We start from the raw sequence: 20792 nt of genomic DNA, 5'->3' as shown, positions 1-20792 counted from the left end.
CAAAACCGCTTCGCACTTTTGAGGAGCATGCGCGTGCCGGGTTTTCTTTTGTCCAACCGAAGCGAAGCGTGTATGCGTTCTCTCATGGAAGAGAACCGGAACATCATCCGCATCACCAATCGCCTGACGATCCGCGAGGACGATCTGGAGGAAAGCTTCATTCGCGCCTCCGGTCCCGGTGGGCAGAACGTCAACAAGGTTTCGACGGCGGTGCAGCTGCGCTTTCATGCGGCGCGATCGGGATTGCCGGAAGATATTCTCACGCGCCTCTTCAAGCTGGCCGGTCAGAAAGGCACCAAGGACGGTGACATTCTTATCGAGGCCAATCGCTTCCGCACGCAGGAGCGCAATCGCGAAGATGCCCGCGAGCGGCTGATCGCCCTGATTGCCAAGGCCGCCGAGCCGCCACCTCCGCCGCGCAAGAAGACCAGGCCGACCAAAGGCTCCGTCGAGCGACGCCTGAAGGCGAAATCAGGCCGCGCGGATATCAAAAAAGGGCGCGGCAAGGTTTCCTTCGACTGAAACACCGTCTAAAAAGGGCGGGCTCCCGATTTTTCTTAGCATTTTTCTTACTTCGACCTCTTCGAAAGGGCGCGAAGCCTTTGCATCGTTTCAAATCCGTACGTCACCCTGACCCGCATATTCGTGATCGGATTATCCACTTACCTAGGTGTCAAACCGACGCAAATATGCAATTTGATCTATGATATTCTCATGCTTGCTATCGTATACATCCATAATTTGCAGATACTTATCCCCGGCTCCCGTTGGTTCGTATTGCATCTGATCATGATTTCCATCATTATAATCAAATGGGCTGACTTTACTGAATTTTACTGCATCGGAAGAATTCCAGTAATCCTGGAATATGTATATGTAATTATCTTGATTCTTTCCACATTTTAGTGTTATTTTTTTATAATTTTCGGATTTTTTACCAATCCACGGTATCCCAATTGAACATTTATGAATAAGCTCCGCATGACATGTCATATTTTTATCTTTATCTTCGCCATCCTCAAGGTATACGTCATATGAAGACAAATTATCTACTTGAACAATTGTTGTTACGCGAGCCATGATGCCATCCTTAAATTAATACATAATAATTCACTTATAAATATTCAATTCTAATTGAATATAATCAAGATACTTGCATTCATAAATAAATAAAACTGTCAATTTTTCTGGTATATCCGTTTTACATATTCTAACCATATTCTCTAAAAAAGCATTCCGACGCAATGCGGATTTGGAAAACCCACATGAGGATTAAATTGGTCACAGCATGATTTTGGCTTTTCAGCGCGAGTCTTCGAGACAAGCGTGCAATTCGGGCATGGCGCAAGTCATCATCGACAAGTCGGCGACGAAATCGTCGAACTCGTCCGCACCAATCTCCGATGTGGCCGGGTTTCCCCGGCCTCTTTTCATATCTTTACTGAGTGCGACCTCTACGATCAGATGATCGCTGCCCTTGCGCAGGATCAGATCGGCGGGTGGGTTGGTAGGATATTCTCGTTGAGATTGTGCAGATTGATATTCCGCCACTGCCCTTCGGCAATGGAGCGCGGCACATCTTCCGAAAGCTGCAAATAGCGATGGACGAAGGACTGCGGATCGCGGAAAGCTGTTTCGCGCGCCGCATCATGTTCGAGAAATTCGCCGCCGGAACCGGTGGCAACCAGCGCGATATCGTGGCGGCGGCAAAGCTCCCCATCGCCGTGGTCAATGGGCGCGACGAGCCTTTCGTCGAACTCGACTTCGTGTCGAACGTCCGCTTCGGCAATCTCTGGGAGGGGAAAACCCACGTTATCGACAATGCCGGTCACGCACCTTTTCGTGAAATGCCAGCGGTTTTCGACGCCTATCTGGCACGTTTCATTACCGATTGCACGGCATAGAGCCGTTTTCACCGCGCTTGATGCATTCTTTTCGGCGGCGTTGCGCGGCGCCGCCGAAATTAGCTGCTACCATCTCCTCATTGACGCCCTAGTTTGAAGGCGGGAGTTTCAACGAGGTGATATTATGAGCATGACTGTTGCAGACCTTTTGGCCGAAACCCTCTCTCAGGCCGGTGTCCGACGCATATGGGGCGTGACCGGCGATAGTTTGAACGGACTGAACGACAGCCTGCGCCGCCTTGGCAAGATAGACTGGATGCATGTCCGTCACGAAGAAACTGCCGCTTTCGCCGCAGGCGCGGAAGCAGCCGTAACCGGCGAGCTCGCCGTCTGTGCCGGTAGCTGCGGCCCCGGCAATCTTCACCTCATCAACGGCCTTTTCGACTGCCAGCGCAATCGCACACCCGTTCTGGCGATTGCCGCCCATATTCCATCGTCGGAAATCGGCCTCGACTATTTTCAGGAGACACATCCGCAGGAACTGTTTCGCGAATGCAGCCATTTCGTGGAACTCGTCTCCAATCCCGCCCAGATGCCGGAAGTCCTGCACCGCGCCATGCGCGCCGCAGTGGGGCAACAGGGTGTGGCCGTCATCGTCCTGCCGGGGGACGTCGCGCTGAAGCAGATCGACGAACCGTCCGCGAAAGCCTGGGTCCATGTGGCGCGACCCCGGATCATCCCGTGCGATGAAGATATCGGGCAGCTTGCCGATCTTTTGAACGGCTCGGAAAAAATCACGATCCTCGCGGGGAGCGGCTGCGCCGGAGCACATGATGCCGTGGTGGCGCTTGCTGACCGTCTGGCTGCGCCTGTCGTTCACGCACTGCGCGGCAAGGAACATGTCGAATGGGCCAATCCGAACGATGTCGGCATGACCGGCCTGATCGGATTTTCATCCGGCTACCACGCCATGCTGAACTGCGACACACTTCTGATGCTGGGCACCAGTTTTCCGTATCGGAATTTCTATCCCGAGAAAGCTAAGGTGGTTCAGATCGACCATGATCCATCGCAGCTCGGCCGTCGCGCGCCGATCACGCTCGGCGTCGTCAGTGACGTGAAGGAAGCCGCCAATGCGCTGTTGCCCAAACTGAAATCGAACCGCAGCGCGACATTCCTGAATTCCGCCAAGGCGCATTATGTGAAAGCGCGCAAGGATCTCGACGATCTTGCCCAGCCCTCAAAGGCGGGCCAGCCGATCCATCCGCAATATCTCACGCGTCTGATCGACGAGATTGCGAAAGACGACGCCATTTTCACTGCCGATGTCGGGACGCCGACCGTCTGGGCGGCGCGCTATCTCACGATGAATGGCAAGCGCCGTCTGCTTGGCTCGTTCAGTCATGGCTCCATGGCCAATGCCATGTTGCAATCGCTTGGCGCGCAGGCCGCAGCACCGGACAGGCAGGTCATCTCCCTGTCCGGGGATGGCGGCTTCACCATGATGATGGGTGATTTTCTATCCCTCACGCAGCTGAAACTGCCAGTGAAGATCGTCGTCTATAATAATGGCTCGCTCGGTTTCGTCGCCATGGAAATGAAAGCGGGCGGCTATCTCAGCACCAGCACCGATCTGGACAATCCAAACTTTGCCGCCATGGCGGAAGCCATCGGCATCAAGGGTATCCGGGTGGAAGAATCCGCCGACCTGCCGGGCGCGCTGCAACAGGCGTTCGATCACAAGGGCCCGGTTCTGGTCGATGTCGTCACGGCCAAGCAGGAACTTGTTATGCCGCCGAAGATCAAGGCCGAACAGGCGAAGGGGTTCAGCCTCTATATGCTGAAAGCCATTATCAACGGGCGCGGCGATGAAATCGTCGAACTCGCCCGCACCAATCTGGGACGCTGATCAAAATGCCAAGGCCGGGTTTCCCCGGCCTCTTTTCATATCTTCCTCAGAGCGACCTCTTCGATCAGATGATCGCTGCCCTTGCGCAGGATCAGATCAGCGCGCGGGCGGGTCGGCAGGATATTCTCATTGAGATTGCGCAGATTGATATTCTGCCACAGCCCTTCGCCGATGGAGCGGGCCGCATCTTCCGAAAGCTGCGAATAGCGATGGAAGAAGGACTGCGGATCGCGGAAGGCCGTTTCGCGCAGGCGCATGAAACGGTCGATATACCATTTGTGGATCAGTTCCGGATCGGCATCGATATAGATCGAGAAGTCGAAGAAATCCGACACGAAGGGCACCATCTTGCCGTCTTCCGGCAGATCGCGCACCTGAAGGACATTGATGCCTTCGAAAATCAGAATGTCCGGCTTGTCAACGATCTGGTAATCGTCCGGCAGCACGTCATAGCTCAGATGCGAATAAAGCGGCGCGCGCACATGGCTCATGCCCGCCTTGATCGCCGACAGAAAGCGCAGAACCGCGCCGATGTCATAGCTTTCCGGAAAGCCCTTGCGCTCCATCATGTTCTGCTCGCGCAGAACCGCGTTGGGATAGAGAAAACCGTCCGTCGTCACCAGATCGACCTTCGGGCTGGAAGGCCAGCGGGCGAGCAGTTCCTTCAGGATACGCGCCGTGGTGGACTTACCGACCGCGACCGAACCGGCAACGCCGATGATGAAGGGCGTCTTGAAGGATTCCTCCATATTGAGGAATTGCTGGCGCTGGCGAAACAGCAACTGGCTTGCCTCGACATGGGCATAAAGCAGTCGCGACAGCGACAGATAGATGCGGCGGACCTCATCGAGATCAATGGGGTCGCCCAACGAACGCAACCGCTTGACTTCTTCATAGGTCAGGGTGAGGGGGGTATCCGCGCGAAAACCGGCCCATTCCTCTGCCGAGAAAAAGCGGTAGGGCGAATATCTGGAAGGGGTGAGCTGATCCACTTTTTCCCACATGAACTGTCGTCTCTCTAGAGCATTTCCAGCAAAAGTGCGAAGCGGTTTTGCGCAGGATAATGCGTAAAAACAAATAGATAGATCGGCTCCACGATTCCGTTTTAACCGGAACTGCTCTGGCCTTCTATTCAGCGCGATCCTTTGCAGGATCACGCCTTCGGGCGAGCAGCCTTTTCCTCAAGGCCGGTCTGGCCCGTGCGGCGGTCGAGTTCCTGCAGAACATCTTCCAGCGGAACACCAGCGATTTTCCAGACCACCATCAGGTGATAAAGCAGATCGGCGCTTTCGGAAACCACGCCCGCGCGGTCGCCGGAAACAGCGGCAATCACCGTTTCCACGGCTTCTTCGCCGAGCTTTTGCGATGCCTTGGTCTGACCTTTGGCGACAAGGCTTGCCGTATAGGACGATCCATCGGTCACGCTGGCGCGTTCCGCCACGATGCGTTCAAGGTCTGCGAGCGTAAACTGGCTCATCGGGGTTCCTCCCGTCATGTATATTCTTGTTAGCGAACCGGATCGAGCCGCATCGGAATTCCGGCTTCGGCCATATAGCGCTTCGCTTCCCCGATCGTATAAGTGCCGAAGTGGAAGATCGAAGCGGCCAGCACGGCCGTCGCATGACCGTCGCGGATACCGGCCACCATGTGATCCAGATTACCGACACCGCCGGAAGCGATCACCGGCACGCGCACGCTGTCGGCCACTGCGCGGGTCAGCGCCACATCGTAACCGGCCTTGGTACCATCACGATCCATGGAGGTAAGCAGGATTTCGCCTGCGCCCAGATCGACAACCTTGCGGGCGAATTCCACCGCATCGATGCCGGTGGTCTGGCGACCGCCATGGGTAAAGATTTCCCAGCGATCCGCTTCGCCTTCGCCCGAAACCTTCTTGGCGTCGATGGCAACGACGATGCACTGGTTACCGAACTTGTCCGCCGCCTCGGCGACGAATGCCGGGTTTTTCACCGCCGCCGTGTTGATCGACACCTTGTCGGCACCAGCCAGAAGCAGTTTGCGAATATCGGCAACCTGGCGCACGCCGCCACCGACAGTCAGCGGCATGAAGCACTGTTCTGCCGTACGGGCCACCACATCGAAAATTGTCTCGCGATTGTCCGAGGACGCCGTGATGTCGAGGAAGCACAATTCGTCTGCGCCCGCTGCATCATAAGCGCGGGCGGCTTCAACCGGATCGCCCGCATCGATCAGATCGACAAAGTTGACGCCCTTGACGACGCGACCGTCCTTCACATCGAGACAGGGAATTACACGTGCCTTGAGTGTCATACTGTGGCCCTCAACAATGACAGCGCTTCAGCCGGATCGATGCGACCGTCATAAAGCGCACGGCCCGAAATCGCGCCTTCGAGCTTGCGCGCATCCGGCGCGGCCAGACGCTTGATGTCGTCTATCGAAGCAAGACCGCCCGATGCGATCACCGGAATGGATACCGCTTCGGCGAGCGCCAATGTCGAATCCCAGTTAATTCCGGCCAGAACGCCGTCGCGGTCGATATCCGTATAGATAATGGCAGCAACGCCTGCGCCCTCGAACTTCTTCGCCAGTTCGATCACGCCAAGTTGTGAGGCTTCGGCCCAGCCTTCAACGGCGACCTTGCCGCCCTTGGCGTCAATGCCGACAGCGACCTGTCCCGGAAAAGCCTTGCAGGCTTCGATCACCAGCGCCGGGTCGCGCACGGCAACCGTGCCGAGGATAACGCGGCGCAGCCCCTTGGAAAGCCAGCTATCAATGTGCTGCAAGGTGCGAATACCACCACCCAGCTGCACCGGGTTTTTTGTGGCCTTGAGGATTGCCTCGACCGCTGCGCCATTGACGCTTTCGCCTGCGAAAGCGCCGTTGAGATCGACCACATGCAGCCATTCAAAGCCCTGATCTTCAAAGGCCTTGGCCTGCGCAGCCGGGTCGGTGTTGTAGACGGTGGCCTGATCCATGTCGCCAAGCTTCAGGCGCACGCACTGACCGTCTTTCAAATCGATGGCGGGAAAAAGGATCATGTCTTCAAGGCTTCCATTTCAGGAAATTGGCAATGAGCGAAAGGCCGAGCAGCTGGCTCTTTTCCGGGTGGAACTGGGTTCCCACCATATTGTCGCGACCGACAGCGGCGGTAACATCGCCACCGTAATCCGTCACGGCCAGAACCTCGTCAGCCTTCTTCGCGTCGAACATATAGGAATGGACGAAATAGGCGTGCAAACCGTTCTCGCCGGTCTTAATGCCGTCGAAAATCGGATGCGCCTGATGCGATTGTTTCACGTGAATCCGATTCCAGCCGATCTGCGGAATCTTCAGCGTCGGGTCAGACGGCGTCATTTCGCGTACATCACCCGCGATCCAGCCCAGACCTTCGGTCACGGTCTTTTCCAGTCCGCGCTCGGACATGAGCTGCATACCGACGCAGATGCCGAGAAACGGATGGCCCTTCTGGATGACAACCTCATCGAGCGCTTCAACCATGCCCGACACGGCGTGGAGACCGGCACGGCAATCGGCATAAGCGCCAACGCCCGGCAGCACTACGCGGTCGGCAGAGGCCACCCGTGCGGCATCCGCCGTTAGTTCGATTTCGGCATTTATGCCGCTTTCGCGGGCGGCACGCTCAAAGGCCTTGGTGGCCGAGCGAAGATTGCCGGAACCATAATCGATTATCGCAACACGCATTTTCAGTTTTCTCCGCGATGACCCACGAAGCCGATCGTGGAGCCAGTAGAGGAATAAGTGGGACGCAGGGACGCCTTGTCCCATCGATGGGCAGAAACCGGCTCCGATGCAGGGACAGGCTTTTCCGCGAGAGTGGTTTCAGCCGCCGCACGTCGGAAGAAATAGCGGATTTCCGCCTCGTCGAGATCACTGGCGTCGATTGCCGCCCGTTCGATATAGCCCTGACGCTTCAGTTTCGCGATTTTCCAGTTCGCACCTTCAAAGGCGACGAACAGAGAAACGATCAGCGTCAGCAGAGGAACCGCCTCGGCAATGCCGAAGTAACTCCCGGCAAAACCGAGCAGAGCCGTGACACCGAGAATGGCGAAAGCCTCGAACCAGAGGCGTTGCGCCAGAAGCCAGACAAAGGGCAGAACCAGCGCCAGAACATGGAAACCGTCACGCACGAACACGGAATGTTCAACGCTCGTCCCGCCGCGCTTCTTTTTGAAAGACGCTTCGGTTGGTTCCAGAATGACGAACTGGGCCATGAATTATCCCTTCAGCGACCCCTTGGTGGAGGGGATTGCATCCTTCTGGCGCGGATCGGTTTCCAGCGCCGTGCGCAGAACCCGGGCCACCGCCTTGAAGATCGACTCGGCGATATGGTGATTATTGGCGCCATAATGATTGTTGATATGCAGCGTAATACCTGCATTCATCGCAAAGGCCTGGAAGAATTCGCGCACAAGCTCGGTATCGAAGGTGCCGATCTTGGCCGTCGTGAAGTTGACATTCCACACCAGAAAAGCGCGACCGGACACATCGACCGCAGCCCCGGTCAGCGTGTCATCCATGGCGAGATTAAGCGAGGCATAGCGCACGATGCCGCGACGCTCGCCGAGGGCCTTGGCGACGGCCTGACCGAGCGCGATGCCGGTATCCTCAACCGTGTGATGATCGTCGATATGCAAGTCGCCCTTGGCCATGACGCGCATATCAATGAGCGAATGTCGCGAAAGCTGCTCGAGCATATGATCGAAGAAGCCGACACCGGTGGTGATGTCGAACTTGCCGACGCCATCCAGATCGACAGAAACGGCAATGCTCGTCTCTTTCGTGGAGCGTTCGATACTTGCCTTGCGGGTGCTTTCAGCGGTCATAAGCGGTCCTCATTGGGTACTGGACGCGTTCTAGAACAGCTTGCCCGCTTTGCCAAATGCTTTCGGCAATCCGGCAAGCAGCAATTCGGCATTTGCAATTCAGTATTTGCAATTCAGGGGGCTGTTCTTAAATATCCACATTGAAACGCGATTCATCCGGCAAAATCACCGGCTGGCGCGGTTCACCCTCAGATGAAGGGGCTTGTGGGATCGCCGTCCGGGATTGCATGAGCCGCCAAAGGAGCATCCATGATCGAACACAATCCCACAACGATTTACGGCACGACCATCGTGACCGTCCGCAAGAACGGCAAGGTCGTGATTGCAGGCGACGGCCAGGTCTCGCTCGGCAATACCGTCATGAAGGGCAATGCGCGCAAGGTTCGCCGCATCGGCAAGGGCAATGTCATTGCCGGTTTCGCTGGTGCCACCGCCGACGCCTTCACCCTTCTCGAACGCCTTGAAGCCAAGCTGGAACAATATCCCGACCAGCTGATGCGCGCTTCTGTCGAACTCGCCAAGGACTGGCGCACCGACCGCTATCTGCGCAAGCTCGAAGCAATGATGCTTGTCGCCGACAGCAAGGTGACGCTGGCGCTTACCGGCACCGGCGATGTGCTTGAACCGGAACATGGCGTGATGGCCATCGGTTCGGGCGGCAATTATGCGCTGGCTGCGGCCCGTGCGCTGATCGACACCGACAAGTCGGCCGAAGAGATCGCCCGCAAGGCCATGGAGATCGCAGCCGATATCTGCATCTACACCAACCACAATATCCTCGTGGAAAGCCTGGACGCAGAATGAGTTCGCTTGCGCAGGTCACCAAACCGAGTGCACAACGCTGGGGCCTGGGCGTCCTGATCGTCATTGCCATTGTTGCGGTGCAAGCCATCTGGCTGCATCTCGACGGGCGGATTGCCATGTGCGAATGCGGCACCATAAAATTATGGTCGGGTTCGCTGAAATCGGAGAATTCGCAGCATATTGCCGACTGGTATACGCTGTCGCATATCATCCATGGCTTTCTTTTTTACTGGCTGTTCACGGTTATCGCGCCCAAAGCCCCGCTCGGCTTGAGACTTGCGGCTGCGGTCGGCATCGAAGCGGTATGGGAACTGGTCGAAAACTCGAATTTCATCATCGAGCGCTATCGCGCCAATACGTCCTCCGTGGACTATTTCGGCGACAGCATCGTGAATTCAGTTTCCGATACGCTCGCCGCCGCGCTCGGCTTTCTGATCGCAGCAAAGCTGCCAACCAAAATCACCGTCGCCATCGCGCTCTTCTTTGAAATTCTGGCGCTGATCGTCATTCGCGACAATCTTACGCTCAACGTGATCATGCTGCTGCATCCGTTTGAGTTCATCAGGCAGTGGCAAAGTGGGTTGTAAAATGAGTAACTTCTCCCCCCGTGAAATCGTTTCGGAGCTTGATCGCTTCATCATCGGCCAGAACGACGCCAAGCGCGCCGTGGCCATCGCCTTGCGCAATCGCTGGCGCCGCCAGCAGCTCGAAGGGCAGATGCGCGAAGAGGTCATGCCGAAGAACATTCTCATGATCGGACCGACCGGCGTGGGCAAGACGGAAATCTCGCGCCGTCTCGCCAAGCTTGCAGGCGCACCTTTCGTCAAGGTCGAAGCCACCAAGTTCACCGAAGTCGGCTATGTCGGCCGCGACGTCGAACAGATCATCCGTGACCTCGTTGAAGTCGCCATCGGGCTCGTGCGTGAAAAACGCCGCGAAGACGTGAAGGCCAAGGCGCATCTGAACGCCGAGGAACGCGTTCTCGAAGCTCTGGTCGGCAAGACGGCAAGCCCTGCCACCCGCGACAGCTTCCGCAAGAAGCTGCGCAACGGCGAGCTGGACGACAAGGAAATCGAAATCGAGGTCGCCGATACCGGATCGAACTCGAATTTCGAGATCCCGGGAATGCCGGGTGCCAATATCGGCGTGCTCAACCTGTCGGACATGCTGGGCAAGGCGATGGGCGGGCGCACCAAGACGCGCAAGACCACGGTGAAGGATTCCTATGCGATCCTCGTCAATGATGAATCCGACAAACTGCTCGATCAGGACCAGATCGTGCAGGAAGCGCTGCGCGTCACCGAAGACGAAGGCATCGTGTTCATCGACGAGATCGACAAGATCGCCTCCCGCGAAGGCGGGGGTGGGGCTGGCGTTTCACGCGAAGGCGTGCAGCGCGATCTGCTGCCGCTCGTCGAAGGCACCACGGTTGCGACCAAATACGGGCCGGTGAAGACGGACCATATCCTCTTCATCACCTCCGGCGCGTTCCACGTGTCGAAGCCGTCCGATCTTCTGCCGGAATTGCAGGGCCGCCTGCCGATCCGCGTCGAGCTTTCCGCTCTGACGCGCGAAGACTTCCGCCGTATCCTCACAGAAACGGAGGCAAGCCTGATTAAGCAGTATATTTCGCTGATGCAGACGGAAGAAGTGACGCTGTCCTTTACCGACGACGCCATTGACGCTCTGGCCGATATCGCGGTCGATCTCAATGCGACGGTCGAAAATATCGGCGCGCGTCGCTTGCAGACGGTGATGGAAAAGGTTCTGGACGAGATTTCGTTCACCGCTCCGGACAAGACCGGCGCGACCTTCACCGTCGACGCCAATTACGTGAAGGACAAGGTGGGCGCTCTGTCGAAGAACACCGACCTGTCGCGCTTCATTCTGTAAACCGCGACAATAAAGTGACCGGAAAGCCACGGCCCTAGTCGCTTTCATGCTTCTAAAAAGAAACCCCTCGACTTGCGTCGGGGGGTTTTCTATTTTGCCCGCGAATTGACGATCCATTTACCATATTGGGACTGCTTCCGCACAATGATGAGCAACAGTACACTGAACCGCATTGCTGGCTTTTGTTTCCGCGCCATGTCCAATGCAAAACCGGTTTCCGCTGTTGCTGGCGCTGCCTTGGCCTTCATGCTTGCAAGCCAGAGCGCCTATGCGGTGACGGTCGTGCCGCCCGGCAACCGCAATGCAGAGCAGCCGCCCATTCCCGGCGCTTCGGCCAAGCGCACGCGGGAACTCAGTACCACCTATGAGAAGAAGTACCAGAAGATCTATAATCTTCTGAAGAAGGACGCCTCGCTGCGCTCGAAAATCCGGTCGACCGCCGCAGCCTATGGCATCGATCCCATTCATATCGTTGGCGCGATTGTTGGCGAACACACCTATAATGTCGATGTCTATGACCGGCTTCAGACCTATTATGTGAAAGCCATGTCCTATGTGAATCAGGGCGTGAGCTTCGGCTATAATGGCGAAAGCATCGGGCAATTCATCAAGCGGCCTGAATTTGCCGACTGCCTGAAGTTCAAGGATAGCTATTCGCTGTGGTCCTGCCGGGAAAATGTCTGGAACAAGACTTTTCGCGGCAAATCGGTGGGCGGGAACTCTTATCCCAACAATCGGTTCAGCGCCGTGTTCTTCCAGCCCTTCTATGCCGGGCAGACATTTGGCCTTGGCCAGATCAACCCGCTGACCGCCTTGCAGATGTCCGACATGGTGAACCGCGTTTCCGGCCTGCCGAAACTCGATGCCGAAGACGGCAGCGTCGTCTACAAGACCATCATGGACCCGGACCTGACGCTGCCTTACATCGCGGCGACACTGAAACAGTCGATCAATTCCTATCGCCAGATTGCCGGTTTCGACATTTCCAAAAATCCGGGTCTCACCGCCACGCTCTATAATACCGGCGGCGCCGATGCCCGCGCCCGTGCGCTGGCAAATGAGAATGCTGGGCGCTCCGACCCGCAATTGCCGCAGGAAAATTACTATGGCTGGCTGGTCAATACCAAGCTGGATGAACTGAAGGCGCTGTTCTGACAGGAAGTCGCATTCAGGCCTTCGGTATGATGCCCCGGCGGCGCTTGCGCGCCGTCTCTATATCATCGCTCAGGCGTTTGATGGTTTCCTTGTCGATGATGCGGATATTGCGCGCCAGAAGATTGGCAAGCTCCGTTGCCTGCGGCGACAGGCCTGATGTATCGATCACCACGCGCGGATGCGAAACAGCCGCAAGGCTTTGCAGCTCTTCCGCTTCATCCCAGATGATATTGAAAAATGTGATGATGCGCTGGAGCAAATCCCAGGTCGGTTGACCGCGCCGTCCATGTTCCAGCGCCGAGAGATAGGCGGGTGAAACGCGCAGCGCCGCCGCCATTTCCTTCTGCGTCACGCCGCGCTCTTCGCGCAGTTCCCGCAATCGCTTTCCAAACGGGGTCATCGCTGCGGCCTGCCTCCGCTCAAACCGCCCAAGCCACCACCAAGCAGGTTCTGCTGGGTCTGGCGGCGCAACCGCACATAAAGCGCGCCGTGACCACCATGATGGCGCGCGGCGTCTTCATAGGCGCTGACCAGCAAACGGAACAGCGGCGTGGAGAACCAATGCGGCACGGCCTGACGCAAAATGCCCTCGCTGCCAAAAGACCGGCCTTTGCCGGTAATCACCATTACGTGGCGCAGACCGCGGGCATGAGCGCTGACCAGAAAGCTGTAGAGAAGCCCATGCGCCTCATTCTGGGTGAGGCCGTGAAGATCGATCCGCGCCTCGATATCGACCCGGCCTTTGGCGATCTTGCGATGGGTCGGCTTGTCCAGCGACTGGATTTGCATTTCACTGAGCGACGACAGGCCCTTTTTCGGCTTGTTTCCTTCATCGGCAGAGGTTTGCGGCATTTTCAGCGCCGGACGCTTTTCTTCTTCTGCCACCAGGGTCTTGAAATCGGGCAGCTCTTCCGCGACCGGTTTCTGCCGCGACAAGGGCTTCGCAGTCTTCGCAACCGTTTCCCAGAGAATGCGGTCTTCGGGCCGCAGATAATCCTTGCCGGATTTTTCGGTGTCGCGCGCCATGGTCACGCTCCCACCAGCTGGCGCGGCACGAGCGCGTAGAAATCCGCAGCGCTCTTGATGCCGCCCGCAATTTCGCCCGCTGCATCGCCGGAACCGGCGAACAGATCGCCGCGTGCCGGGCCGACAATGGCCGTACCGGTATCCTGTGCGATCATCAGGCGGGCGAAAGGCGCACCATCGAAAACAGTGACGGTCGGCGCATCGACATAAAACGGCGTGCCGAATGTATGCAGCAGCCGGTCAACAGCCAGCGACCGGCCCGCCGTCAGCGGAACCTTGGCGGCTGCAATCGGACCGGCATCGACATCGTCCACCGGCGCTTCCCGAAAGAAGATGTAGGACCGGTTCTGCCAGATCAGCGCATCCGCCTTGTCGGGATGATCCTTGAGCCAGCGGCGGATTGTCTGCATGGAAATATCGGCTGCGGGAATTTCGCCATTCGCCACCAGGATGCGCCCAATGCCCGTAAATGGATGCCCCGCCTTGGCGGCATAGGTGATGCGCATCATGCTGCCATCGTTGAGTTTCAGCCGGGCAGCGCCCTGAACATGGGCGAAAAATGCATCCACCCGGTCGGCAACGAAGGCAATCTCCAGTCCCCGCCCGGCGAGACTTCCCTGTTCGATCTGGCGGCGGTCGTCATATTCGACAAGCCCGGTATCTGTCTGGCGCGCAAAGGCGTAGGTCGGATCGAAACCTGCGGGACGGTTATCATCCGTCACCTTGACGAGATCGCCCGGTTTTCTCAGAAACGGCACCGTGAACCGTTCATCCGCAGTAAGGGATGCTTCGATTTCCGGCTCGTAAAAGCCGGTGACAAATCCCTGTTCCTGTTCGGGAACAATCTGGCATGGCACGAAATGCTGTTCGAAAAAGGCGCGGGCGGTGATCGTATCGGGATCATCCAGAAGCCGCGCTGCCGCAAAAACAGGTTCCAGCGCCTCAAAACTGATGCCGAGACTGCCGCTATGATAGGTGTTTTTAGCAGCGTAATCGGCGGAACGGCGGAAAGCGGCAAATGCCAGCGCCTGATCGTCCCGGTCCCAGCCGGGGCAATCGGAAAAACCCACCGGGCGGAAAATCCTCGCCAAGTCGCTCACAGCTACATCCGCTATCAAGTAAAAACAAAAAGGCCGCTGAAATCAGCGGCCCGATTCATAAGCCTTCTCTTAATCTTCCGCTTCGGTCGCGACAAGCTTCCAGTTCGGATCACGCGAGCGCGTATCGCGGGCAAAGGTCCACAGGTCCTTGATCTCGACCACATTTTCCAGATCGCCGTCGATCAGCGTGCCTTCCTTGTCGAGCGTCGCCGAAATCATCTGGCTGACGATATTCAGCGTCACATGCGCCTCCGAGCCCTTCATTTCAGCAGCCGCGATTTCCGCCTTTTCGATGCCCACGAAGGAAGAGCGCACGCTTTCGCCGCGCTGCTCGCGCTCCTCGATGGCCGAAACGAAGCCTTCATAGACTTCCTTCGACAGAAGATTCTTCAAAACCTTGCGATCGCCATCGGCAAAGGACATCACAATCATTTCATAAGCGATCTTCACGCCATCGACGAAACGGGCTGGTTCGAAGGTGGGATCGGCGGCGTAAATGGCCCGCAGACCGTCATTGATCGGCGTTCCCGCCGCAGCAATCTTGTCGATTGCCGTAAAGTCCTTCTCACCGGCACGGCGCGGCAGAGCCACGACATTGTCAGTATCCGACCCGGCGGGCGCGGCATTGTCGGCGCTTTTGGCCGATGTATAGGGATCGAAGGGCGGCTTTTCATTTCCAGTACGGCGGCCAAGAACATTCCTCAGCTGGAGAAAAATGATCACCGCTGCGATGAAGAAGAAGATTGTGCCGAAGTCGAAAAATTCCATGCCGCCTGCCATAGATTGAAGGAGAGGGCGTCAAATCCCTTCCAATCGTGAATTTCTGTTTCATACATATAGATCGGCAGGCGCAATCATTCAAATCCCGATCACGCGTACCTATTTGATATTTCATGTTAACAGTTTCATTTTCGTTCCGAACCTGAAAAAGCTACATTTGTCGCTATGTTCGCAACGTCAATCACACAACAAAAGGTCCTGACTCACGTGTCGTCTTCTTTCGCCCCTCTCGTCATGCTGGCAATGCCTTTCATCGAGATCGCCGGTTTTGTGATCGTCGGCAGCCATATCGGCGTATTCGCGACACTGGGTCTGGTGATCTTGAGCGCCATGCTGGGCTTTTTCCTGCTGCGTGTGCAGGGGATCGGCCTTCTCCAGCGCATCCGCACCGAAACGGCGGCAGGCCGCGTGCCGGATCGCGAAATGGTGCATGGCGCCATGCTGGTTCTGGCCGCGATCATGCTGATCGTGCCGGGCTTCGTGACCAGCACCATCGGCATTTTGCTGTTCATCCCGTTCATTCGCGATATCGTCTGGGAAAAATTCGTGCGTGGCCGCATGGTCGTCGCCACCTCGGCGCGCTATTCGGACGGCTATGGCCAGTATAAGCAACCGCGTGAAGATCGTGTCATCGATCTTGACCCCGAAGATTATACGACCAAGCCGAATGACAATTCGCCATGGAAAGGCGAGCGCAAAGACGGCTAACAGCAGCAATAGCTAACGTTAAAAGCCTTCCTTGCCTCATTCCCGTTCACATGCTAGCCAAGCATTCCAGTGGAGTTAATTTGACGTTTGAACGCCGTTCGACATAAGCGCAGCTTCAAACGTCAAATTTGAAAACTCCACTGAAGATTTAAAGTTGCTGGTGGTCTTTTGATTCCGACATTTGCCCAGCGGCTGTAGCACGGAAAGCAAATGTCGGAATCAGACCACCAGCCTTTTGGGGCAACGAGTTTAATTACCGAAAAGAAGGCATACCGATAATGAGCGATAAGGCCGCTGCGGGCGAAGTAAAGAATGGCAATGGCGCGACCGCCGAGCCGTCCCTCAACATTCTGGCGCAATATGTGAAGGATCTGTCCTTTGAAAGCCCGGGTGCGCCGCTGTCGCTGCGCCCGCGCGATAAGGCTCCTTCGATCAACATCAATGTCAACGTGAACGCCAATCCGCTTTCCGAAACGGATTTCGACGTCGTTCTGACGCTGGAAGCCAAGGCTATGGACGGCAAGGACGTTCTGTTCAACACGGAACTGGTCTATGGCGGCGTTTTCCGCATTGCTGGCATCCCGCAGGAACACATGCTGCCGCTGCTGTTCATCGAATGCCCGCGCCTGCTGTTCCCGTTCGCGCGCCAGATTATTTCTGACGCAACGCGCAATGGCGGCTACCCGCCGCTGATGATCGACCCAATCGATTTCGCGCAGATGTTCCAGCAGCGCATGGCCGAAGAACAGGCCAAGGCCGCCGTCAAAAGCTGAGCTCTACATACGGCTTGCAATAAAAACCCGGCTCAAGGCCGGGTTTTTTGTCATATTCATCCAAAAATTCAGGCCAAATATTTTTTCCAGATTGCCTTGTCACCCATACCCTCAATCAGTGCGGCATGGGCTGCACGTTCCGTTTCGCTGATGCGGGGAGCAAGCGGGGCAGGGCGCACCGCCAGCACAATGGCGGCGCTGCCATCGGCTGCATTATCCCTGTTTGCCCCACCATCCTGGCTGAGACCAAGCGCCGTCTGCTTGCCGCCGATCAGCTCGATATAGACTTCCGCCAGAATCTGGGAATCGAGCAAAGCGCCGTGCAGCGTGCGGTGCGAATTGTCGATGCCATAACGCTTGCACAGTGCGTCCAGCGAATTCGGCCCCATCGGATGTTTGCGGCGCGCCAGCGCCAGCGTATCCACAATGCGCTCCGCAGCGATTTCCGGTTTTCCAAGACGCGCGAGTTCGGCATTCATGAAGCCAAGGTCGAACATGGCATTGTGCGCGACCAGCTTGGCGCCGTCGAAGAATTCCAGAAACTCGTCCAGAATTTCAGCAAAAGTCGGCTTGTCCAGCAATTGCTCATTGCTGATGCCATGCACGGCCAGCGCTTCCGCATGCACCTGACGTCCCTGCGGATTGATGAATTTATGGAATGTGCGGCCTGTGGGAAACTTGTTGATCAGTTCCACGCCGCCAATTTCGATCACGCGATCCTCCAGCCTTTCCAGACCGGTGGTTTCGGTATCGAAAACGATCTCACGCATTGAAGAACCTCTCAAGGGATTATCTCGAACCTTATAGCACGACGAATGCGGCTATTCGGTCGCGACCGCCGGCTTTCCACTCAATTTCTCGATGACCGCTGTAATCTGCTGACGCAAATTGTCAAAACTGCCGCTGGTATCGAGCACGAAATCGGCACGGGCGCGCTTTTCGGCATCCGGGATCTGACGCGCGAGAATGGCGTCGAGCTTTTCTTCTGTCATGCCGGGCCGCGCCAGAACGCGGGCGCGCTGAATATCGGCAGGCGCAGAGACGACTACGATCCTGTCCACGCGCTTTTCGCCGCCGGTTTCAAAAAGCAGCGGAATATCGACCAGAGCGATGGCCGAGCCTTGCGCTTCCGCCTCACGCAGAAACGCTTCTTCTTCCTCGCGCACCAGCGGATGCACGATGGCTTCCAGCTTCTTCAGGGCATCCGGCTTGCCGATCACCGTAGCGGATAGTTTTTCACGGTCCACGGTGCCGTTCGTCACCGTTCCGGGAAAAGCCGCCTCGATCAGCGGCGCGGCACGGCCTGAATAAAGCCGGTGGACTGCATCGTCGGCGCTATAAACAGGAATACCCGCCTCGGCAAACATATTGGACGCCGTGGTCTTTCCCATGCCGATGGAGCCTGTCAGTCCGAGAATGATCATAGAGCGCCAGCCTTTGCCATATCCGCCAGAATATGCTCCCGCAGCGCCGCCGTCACCTCAGGCTTTTGGCCAAACCAGCGTTCGAAACCCGGGACTGCCTGATGCAACAACATGCCAAGCCCGTCCACGGTGTTCAGTCCGGCCTCTTCCGCAGCTTTCAGAAAGGGCGTTTTGAGCGGAACATAAACAATATCGGTCGCGATGACGCCTTCCGCTGCGACGCTCAGATCAAGCGGAAACCTGCCTTCGTCATCCTGATCGCCGCCATGACCGCTCATGCCGAGCGAGGTGGTGTTGACGATCAGCCCGGCATCAGCAACGCGTTGCTGCGCGGCATCCCAGCCGGAGGCCGAAACGGCAGCGCCGAAATGCGCGGCCAGTTCTTCTGCCCGGCTTGCCGTGCGATTAGCGATCCAGACCTTTGAAAAGCCGCGCGACAAAAGCGCGTGAACGACGGCGCGGCTTGCGCCGCCCGCACCCAGAACAAGCGCCGTTTCGGCGTTGTCCCAGCCCGGCGCATAATCGTCGAGATTGGCGGCGAAGCCATAGGCATCCGTATTGCCGCCGCGCAGCCTGCCGCCTTCAAACCACAGCGTGTTGACCGCGCCGATGGCCGTTGCGGCACCATCAAGGCTTTCCGCTGCCGCAAAAGCCGCTTCCTTATGCGGGATCGTGACATTGCCGCCCGCGAAACCATTGGCTGCAAGCGCTGCGGCGAAAGCCGCGAAATCTTCCGGTTTGACCTCGATCGGTTGGTAAGAACCGTCAATGCCGAGCGTTTCCAGCCAGAATCCGTGGATCAATGGGGAACGCGAATGTTTGATCGGAAAGCCGGTGACGAAAGCCTTCGGTCCCGCCACGGATGTCGTGTCAGCCATCGATAAGTTGTTCCTTGCGCAGTTCGGCAAGCAGCGGCAGCAGCGGCAGGCCGACAATCGTGAAATAATCGCCTTCGATTTTTTCGAAAAGCTGGATGCCCGGACCTTCCACCTGATAGGCGCCGACGCTGGAAAGCGCGCTGTCGCCAACCCGACCGAGATAGCGCCCGATAAAAGCCGGGCTCAATGCCCGCATTGTCATGCGCGCCACCGAAACGTGACGCCATAGAGTCTCGCCGTCCTTCACCAGAACCACCGCGCTGTTGAGCTGGTGCGTCTTGCCGGAAAATTGCAGAAGCTGGCGACCCGCCGCTTCCATATCGGCGGGCTTGTGGAAAATATCTTCACCGAGCGAGAGAGTCTGGTCGCAGCCGATCACCACGGCGCCAGGATTTTTCTCGCTCACGTCCAGCGCCTTGGCTTCAGCCAGAACCTGCGCCACATCTTCCGGCGTAGCGCCCGTTTCATAAAGCGGGGCTTCGACGGCGCGCTCATCGATATCGGCACTTTCGTTCGAAAATTCGATACCTGCATTTTTCAACAGCGCAGAACGGAACGGGCTTTTGGAAGCAAGAATGAGCCTGGTTGTCATGACTGAAATCCTTCGTTCTTTCCAGATCGCAAAAGCGCCAATATGGCGGCTGCCGTTTCCTCGATGGAACGGCGCGATACATCGATGATCGGCCAGCTGTGCCGGTTGCAGATGTTACGCGCATAGGCCAATTCTTCAGAAATTGACACCCGGTCCGTATAAAGTCCCGTATCGAGCGACGGCACACTGCCAAGCGGGCGGTTCTGGCGGATTTGCGAAATCCGCTCGGCGGTCGCCACCAGCCCCACAATCAGCGGTCGCTTGGCCGTGAACAGCACTTCGGGAATAGGAATGCCCAATACGATTGGCACATTGGTCGCCTTCACGCCGCGATTGGCCAGATAAATACTGGTCGGCGTCTTGGACGTGCGCGAAATACCGACCAGAATGACGTCCGCCTCCTCGATATCGAGCGGCAATTGCCCGTCATCGTGCTCCATCGTGAAATTGAGCGCGTCGATCCGGCGGAAATAATCGGCATTGAGCACATGCTGCGCGCTGGCGCGGCGGTGTGCGGGCGCGCCGAGATAGGATTGAAACGTGGTCAGCACCGGTTCCAGCACAGACACGCTTGGAATACCCATTTCCGCACAGGACTGATCGATGATCGCAGCCAGTTTCTGATCCACAATCGTATAAAGCACAATGCCAGGTTCGGCGTCGATGCCTTCCAGAACCTTGCGCAACTGCTTCTCGGTGCGGATCAGTGGATAAATATGCTCGATGGCCCGCGCATTGGCATATTGCGCCGCCGCAGCGCGCCCGGCTGCAAGGAGAGTCTCTCCGGTCGCATCAGAAATCAGATGGAGATGAAAGTAGGAAAGCGGTCTGGTCACAGTTTTGTTGCCCTCCTGTTGACGGCTGTGCGTAAGCCCGAGGCTTCTTCCACAAGCCATGGCAGGCCGTGGAAAAATTGGCAAGTCATCCACAGCGGGCGAACATGTGAGAAGCCGCCATCAACATGTGTGGACAAGACTCGCAAAATCGGGAAACCTCTCAATAATTCCCAGCTTTTCCACAAAAGCTCATGAACTGCGTCAATTGGTAACCCTTTATATTAAAAGAGGGAATTGAGTTTTT

At 57.0% G+C, this 20792-nt stretch carries 25 protein-coding genes and 2 pseudogenes; 9 read left to right on the top strand and 18 right to left on the bottom strand.

Features of this window, described 5'->3' with window-relative positions; all coding sequences use genetic code 11:
• The first annotated feature begins 72 nt into the window (after window positions 1-72).
• Complete coding sequence (gene arfB / locus HWD97_RS00590) at window positions 73-522, top strand: alternative ribosome rescue aminoacyl-tRNA hydrolase ArfB (RefSeq protein WP_171317018.1); 450 nt, start codon at window positions 73-75, stop codon at window positions 520-522.
• Between the two features lie 144 nt (window positions 523-666).
• Here arfB and HWD97_RS00585 read toward each other — a convergent pair whose 3' ends face one another.
• A complete protein-coding gene (locus tag HWD97_RS00585) occupies window positions 667-1080 on the bottom strand; it encodes a hypothetical protein (protein ID WP_109370041.1) in 414 nt (137 codons plus the stop codon).
• Between the two features lie 357 nt (window positions 1081-1437).
• Window positions 1438-1640 (bottom strand): annotated as a pseudogene (locus HWD97_RS00580) (type I pantothenate kinase); the annotation flags it as partial.
• Here HWD97_RS00580 and HWD97_RS00575 point away from each other — a divergent pair.
• Together HWD97_RS00575 and poxB are read left to right on the top strand one after the other, a co-directional pair.
• Window positions 1638-1904, top strand: a pseudogene (locus tag HWD97_RS00575) (alpha/beta fold hydrolase); the annotation flags it as partial. The pseudogenes HWD97_RS00580 and HWD97_RS00575 overlap by 3 nt on opposite strands.
• 124 nt (window positions 1905-2028) lie before the next feature.
• Window positions 2029-3753 (top strand): ubiquinone-dependent pyruvate dehydrogenase, encoded by a 1725-nt coding sequence (poxB, locus tag HWD97_RS00570; RefSeq protein ID WP_371834579.1) that lies wholly within the window; start codon window positions 2029-2031, stop codon window positions 3751-3753.
• Window positions 3754-3788: 35 nt separating this feature from the next.
• Here the strand turns inward: poxB and coaA are convergent, their stop codons facing one another.
• The 7 genes from coaA to hisB form a co-directional block, all read right to left on the bottom strand.
• Window positions 3789-4757, bottom strand: coding sequence for a type I pantothenate kinase (gene coaA / locus HWD97_RS00565; RefSeq protein ID WP_121536908.1), 969 nt, complete (start codon window positions 4755-4757; stop codon window positions 3789-3791).
• Window positions 4758-4906: 149 nt separating this feature from the next.
• Window positions 4907-5230, bottom strand: a complete 324-nt coding sequence (locus tag HWD97_RS00560; protein WP_121536906.1) for a phosphoribosyl-ATP diphosphatase — start codon at window positions 5228-5230, stop codon at window positions 4907-4909.
• 29 nt (window positions 5231-5259) lie between these two features.
• A complete protein-coding gene (gene hisF / locus HWD97_RS00555) occupies window positions 5260-6045 on the bottom strand; it encodes an imidazole glycerol phosphate synthase subunit HisF (RefSeq protein ID WP_371834578.1) in 786 nt (261 codons plus the stop codon).
• Window positions 6042-6773 carry a 1-(5-phosphoribosyl)-5-[(5-phosphoribosylamino)methylideneamino]imidazole-4-carboxamide isomerase gene (hisA, locus tag HWD97_RS00550; protein ID WP_371834577.1) on the bottom strand — a complete coding sequence of 244 codons (732 nt, stop codon included), beginning with the start codon at window positions 6771-6773 and terminating at the stop codon, window positions 6042-6044. Before hisA ends, hisF begins: the two co-directional genes overlap by 4 nt.
• Before the next feature lie 4 nt (window positions 6774-6777).
• On the bottom strand, window positions 6778-7437 hold the full coding sequence (hisH, locus tag HWD97_RS00545; RefSeq protein WP_109370035.1) for an imidazole glycerol phosphate synthase subunit HisH: 660 nt from the start codon (window positions 7435-7437) through the stop codon (window positions 6778-6780).
• A 2-nt stretch (window positions 7438-7439) separates the two neighbouring features.
• Window positions 7440-7967 (bottom strand): DUF2628 domain-containing protein, encoded by a 528-nt coding sequence (locus tag HWD97_RS00540; RefSeq protein WP_371834576.1) that lies wholly within the window; start codon window positions 7965-7967, stop codon window positions 7440-7442.
• Between the two features lie 3 nt (window positions 7968-7970).
• Entirely contained in the window at window positions 7971-8579 is a 609-nt protein-coding gene (gene hisB, locus HWD97_RS00535) for an imidazoleglycerol-phosphate dehydratase HisB (protein ID WP_109370033.1), read from the bottom strand.
• 249 nt (window positions 8580-8828) lie between these two features.
• Between hisB and hslV the strand changes: the two genes are divergently transcribed.
• The 4 genes from hslV (at window position 8829) to HWD97_RS00515 (ending at window position 12431) form a co-directional block, all read left to right on the top strand.
• Window positions 8829-9383, top strand: coding sequence for an ATP-dependent protease subunit HslV (hslV, locus tag HWD97_RS00530; protein ID WP_078337637.1), 555 nt, complete (start codon window positions 8829-8831; stop codon window positions 9381-9383).
• Window positions 9380-9970 (top strand): DUF2585 domain-containing protein, encoded by a 591-nt coding sequence (locus HWD97_RS00525; protein WP_109370032.1) that lies wholly within the window; start codon window positions 9380-9382, stop codon window positions 9968-9970. The genes hslV and HWD97_RS00525 overlap by 4 nt, the downstream gene beginning before the upstream one ends.
• Before the next feature lies 1 nt (window position 9971).
• Window positions 9972-11276 carry an ATP-dependent protease ATPase subunit HslU gene (hslU, locus tag HWD97_RS00520; protein WP_109370031.1) on the top strand — a complete coding sequence of 435 codons (1305 nt, stop codon included), beginning with the start codon at window positions 9972-9974 and terminating at the stop codon, window positions 11274-11276.
• A 147-nt stretch (window positions 11277-11423) separates the two neighbouring features.
• On the top strand, window positions 11424-12431 hold the full coding sequence (locus tag HWD97_RS00515; RefSeq protein WP_109370030.1) for a DUF1402 family protein: 1008 nt from the start codon (window positions 11424-11426) through the stop codon (window positions 12429-12431).
• A 13-nt stretch (window positions 12432-12444) separates the two neighbouring features.
• On the opposite strand, the gene HWD97_RS00510 is transcribed toward HWD97_RS00515, so the two are convergent.
• The 4 genes from HWD97_RS00510 to HWD97_RS00495 all read right to left on the bottom strand — a co-directional run bounded on the left by HWD97_RS00510 (window position 12445) and on the right by HWD97_RS00495 (window position 15325).
• The gene (locus HWD97_RS00510; RefSeq protein ID WP_109370029.1) at window positions 12445-12831 is read right to left on the bottom strand and encodes a helix-turn-helix domain-containing protein; all 387 of its coding nucleotides are present in this window, start codon (window positions 12829-12831) and stop codon (window positions 12445-12447) included.
• On the bottom strand, window positions 12828-13457 hold the full coding sequence (locus tag HWD97_RS00505) for a Smr/MutS family protein (RefSeq protein WP_109370028.1): 630 nt from the start codon (window positions 13455-13457) through the stop codon (window positions 12828-12830). The genes HWD97_RS00510 and HWD97_RS00505 overlap by 4 nt, the downstream gene beginning before the upstream one ends.
• Window positions 13458-13459: 2 nt before the next feature.
• Window positions 13460-14557 (bottom strand): murein transglycosylase A, encoded by a 1098-nt coding sequence (locus tag HWD97_RS00500; RefSeq protein ID WP_109370027.1) that lies wholly within the window; start codon window positions 14555-14557, stop codon window positions 13460-13462.
• 69 nt (window positions 14558-14626) lie between these two features.
• A complete protein-coding gene (locus tag HWD97_RS00495) occupies window positions 14627-15325 on the bottom strand; it encodes a Tim44/TimA family putative adaptor protein (protein ID WP_109370338.1) in 699 nt (232 codons plus the stop codon).
• 219 nt (window positions 15326-15544) lie between these two features.
• On the opposite strand from HWD97_RS00495, the gene HWD97_RS00490 reads away from it, so the two are divergent.
• Together HWD97_RS00490 and secB are read left to right on the top strand one after the other, a co-directional pair.
• The gene (locus HWD97_RS00490) at window positions 15545-16045 is read left to right on the top strand and encodes an FxsA family protein (protein ID WP_109370337.1); all 501 of its coding nucleotides are present in this window, start codon (window positions 15545-15547) and stop codon (window positions 16043-16045) included.
• Window positions 16046-16323: 278 nt separating this feature from the next.
• Window positions 16324-16818 carry a protein-export chaperone SecB gene (gene secB, locus HWD97_RS00485; protein ID WP_109370026.1) on the top strand — a complete coding sequence of 165 codons (495 nt, stop codon included), beginning with the start codon at window positions 16324-16326 and terminating at the stop codon, window positions 16816-16818.
• Window positions 16819-16886: 68 nt separating this feature from the next.
• Here the strand turns inward: secB and dnaQ are convergent, their stop codons facing one another.
• The 5 genes from dnaQ to HWD97_RS00460 are packed head-to-tail and all read right to left on the bottom strand — an operon-like array spanning window position 16887 to window position 20548.
• Window positions 16887-17588 (bottom strand): DNA polymerase III subunit epsilon, encoded by a 702-nt coding sequence (gene dnaQ, locus HWD97_RS00480; RefSeq protein WP_109370025.1) that lies wholly within the window; start codon window positions 17586-17588, stop codon window positions 16887-16889.
• A 51-nt stretch (window positions 17589-17639) separates the two neighbouring features.
• Entirely contained in the window at window positions 17640-18242 is a 603-nt protein-coding gene (gene coaE, locus HWD97_RS00475) for a dephospho-CoA kinase (protein ID WP_109370024.1), read from the bottom strand.
• Window positions 18239-19120, bottom strand: coding sequence for a shikimate dehydrogenase (locus HWD97_RS00470; protein WP_109370023.1), 882 nt, complete (start codon window positions 19118-19120; stop codon window positions 18239-18241). The genes coaE and HWD97_RS00470 overlap by 4 nt, the downstream gene beginning before the upstream one ends.
• Window positions 19113-19712, bottom strand: a complete 600-nt coding sequence (locus tag HWD97_RS00465; RefSeq protein WP_109370022.1) for a Maf-like protein — start codon at window positions 19710-19712, stop codon at window positions 19113-19115. The genes HWD97_RS00470 and HWD97_RS00465 overlap by 8 nt, the downstream gene beginning before the upstream one ends.
• Window positions 19709-20548 (bottom strand): pyruvate, water dikinase regulatory protein, encoded by an 840-nt coding sequence (locus tag HWD97_RS00460; RefSeq protein ID WP_109370021.1) that lies wholly within the window; start codon window positions 20546-20548, stop codon window positions 19709-19711. The genes HWD97_RS00465 and HWD97_RS00460 overlap by 4 nt, the downstream gene beginning before the upstream one ends.
• Window positions 20549-20792 lie beyond the last annotated feature (244 nt).

This window comes from Ochrobactrum sp. C6C9, from assembly GCF_022627935.1.
Taxonomy (GTDB): Bacteria; Pseudomonadota; Alphaproteobacteria; order Rhizobiales; family Rhizobiaceae; genus Brucella; species Brucella teleogrylli.
The sequence above is the reverse complement of the archived record's forward strand: the minus strand, read 5'-3'. Positions and strand labels throughout refer to the sequence as shown.

Excerpts from the sequence above, each read along its gene's own strand:
- arfB (WP_171317018.1), top strand. The coding sequence starts at position 73 with ATGCGTTCTCTCATGGAAGAGAACCGGAACATCATCCGCATCACCAAT.
- HWD97_RS00585 (WP_109370041.1), bottom strand. The coding sequence starts at position 1,080 with ATGGCTCGCGTAACAACAATTGTTCAAGTAGATAATTTGTCTTCATAT.
- poxB (WP_371834579.1), top strand. The coding sequence starts at position 2,029 with ATGAGCATGACTGTTGCAGACCTTTTGGCCGAAACCCTCTCTCAGGCC.
- coaA (WP_121536908.1), bottom strand. The coding sequence starts at position 4,757 with ATGTGGGAAAAAGTGGATCAGCTCACCCCTTCCAGATATTCGCCCTAC.
- HWD97_RS00560 (WP_121536906.1), bottom strand. The coding sequence starts at position 5,230 with ATGAGCCAGTTTACGCTCGCAGACCTTGAACGCATCGTGGCGGAACGC.
- hisF (WP_371834578.1), bottom strand. The coding sequence starts at position 6,045 with ATGACACTCAAGGCACGTGTAATTCCCTGTCTCGATGTGAAGGACGGT.
- hisA (WP_371834577.1), bottom strand. The coding sequence starts at position 6,773 with ATGATCCTTTTTCCCGCCATCGATTTGAAAGACGGTCAGTGCGTGCGC.
- hisH (WP_109370035.1), bottom strand. The coding sequence starts at position 7,437 with ATGCGTGTTGCGATAATCGATTATGGTTCCGGCAATCTTCGCTCGGCC.
- HWD97_RS00540 (WP_371834576.1), bottom strand. The coding sequence starts at position 7,967 with ATGGCCCAGTTCGTCATTCTGGAACCAACCGAAGCGTCTTTCAAAAAG.
- hisB (WP_109370033.1), bottom strand. The coding sequence starts at position 8,579 with ATGACCGCTGAAAGCACCCGCAAGGCAAGTATCGAACGCTCCACGAAA.
- hslV (WP_078337637.1), top strand. The coding sequence starts at position 8,829 with ATGATCGAACACAATCCCACAACGATTTACGGCACGACCATCGTGACC.
- HWD97_RS00525 (WP_109370032.1), top strand. The coding sequence starts at position 9,380 with ATGAGTTCGCTTGCGCAGGTCACCAAACCGAGTGCACAACGCTGGGGC.
- hslU (WP_109370031.1), top strand. The coding sequence starts at position 9,972 with ATGAGTAACTTCTCCCCCCGTGAAATCGTTTCGGAGCTTGATCGCTTC.
- HWD97_RS00515 (WP_109370030.1), top strand. The coding sequence starts at position 11,424 with ATGAGCAACAGTACACTGAACCGCATTGCTGGCTTTTGTTTCCGCGCC.
- HWD97_RS00510 (WP_109370029.1), bottom strand. The coding sequence starts at position 12,831 with ATGACCCCGTTTGGAAAGCGATTGCGGGAACTGCGCGAAGAGCGCGGC.
- HWD97_RS00505 (WP_109370028.1), bottom strand. The coding sequence starts at position 13,457 with ATGGCGCGCGACACCGAAAAATCCGGCAAGGATTATCTGCGGCCCGAA.
- HWD97_RS00495 (WP_109370338.1), bottom strand. The coding sequence starts at position 15,325 with ATGGAATTTTTCGACTTCGGCACAATCTTCTTCTTCATCGCAGCGGTG.
- secB (WP_109370026.1), top strand. The coding sequence starts at position 16,324 with ATGAGCGATAAGGCCGCTGCGGGCGAAGTAAAGAATGGCAATGGCGCG.
- dnaQ (WP_109370025.1), bottom strand. The coding sequence starts at position 17,588 with ATGCGTGAGATCGTTTTCGATACCGAAACCACCGGTCTGGAAAGGCTG.
- coaE (WP_109370024.1), bottom strand. The coding sequence starts at position 18,242 with ATGATCATTCTCGGACTGACAGGCTCCATCGGCATGGGAAAGACCACG.
- HWD97_RS00470 (WP_109370023.1), bottom strand. The coding sequence starts at position 19,120 with ATGGCTGACACGACATCCGTGGCGGGACCGAAGGCTTTCGTCACCGGC.
- HWD97_RS00465 (WP_109370022.1), bottom strand. The coding sequence starts at position 19,712 with ATGACAACCAGGCTCATTCTTGCTTCCAAAAGCCCGTTCCGTTCTGCG.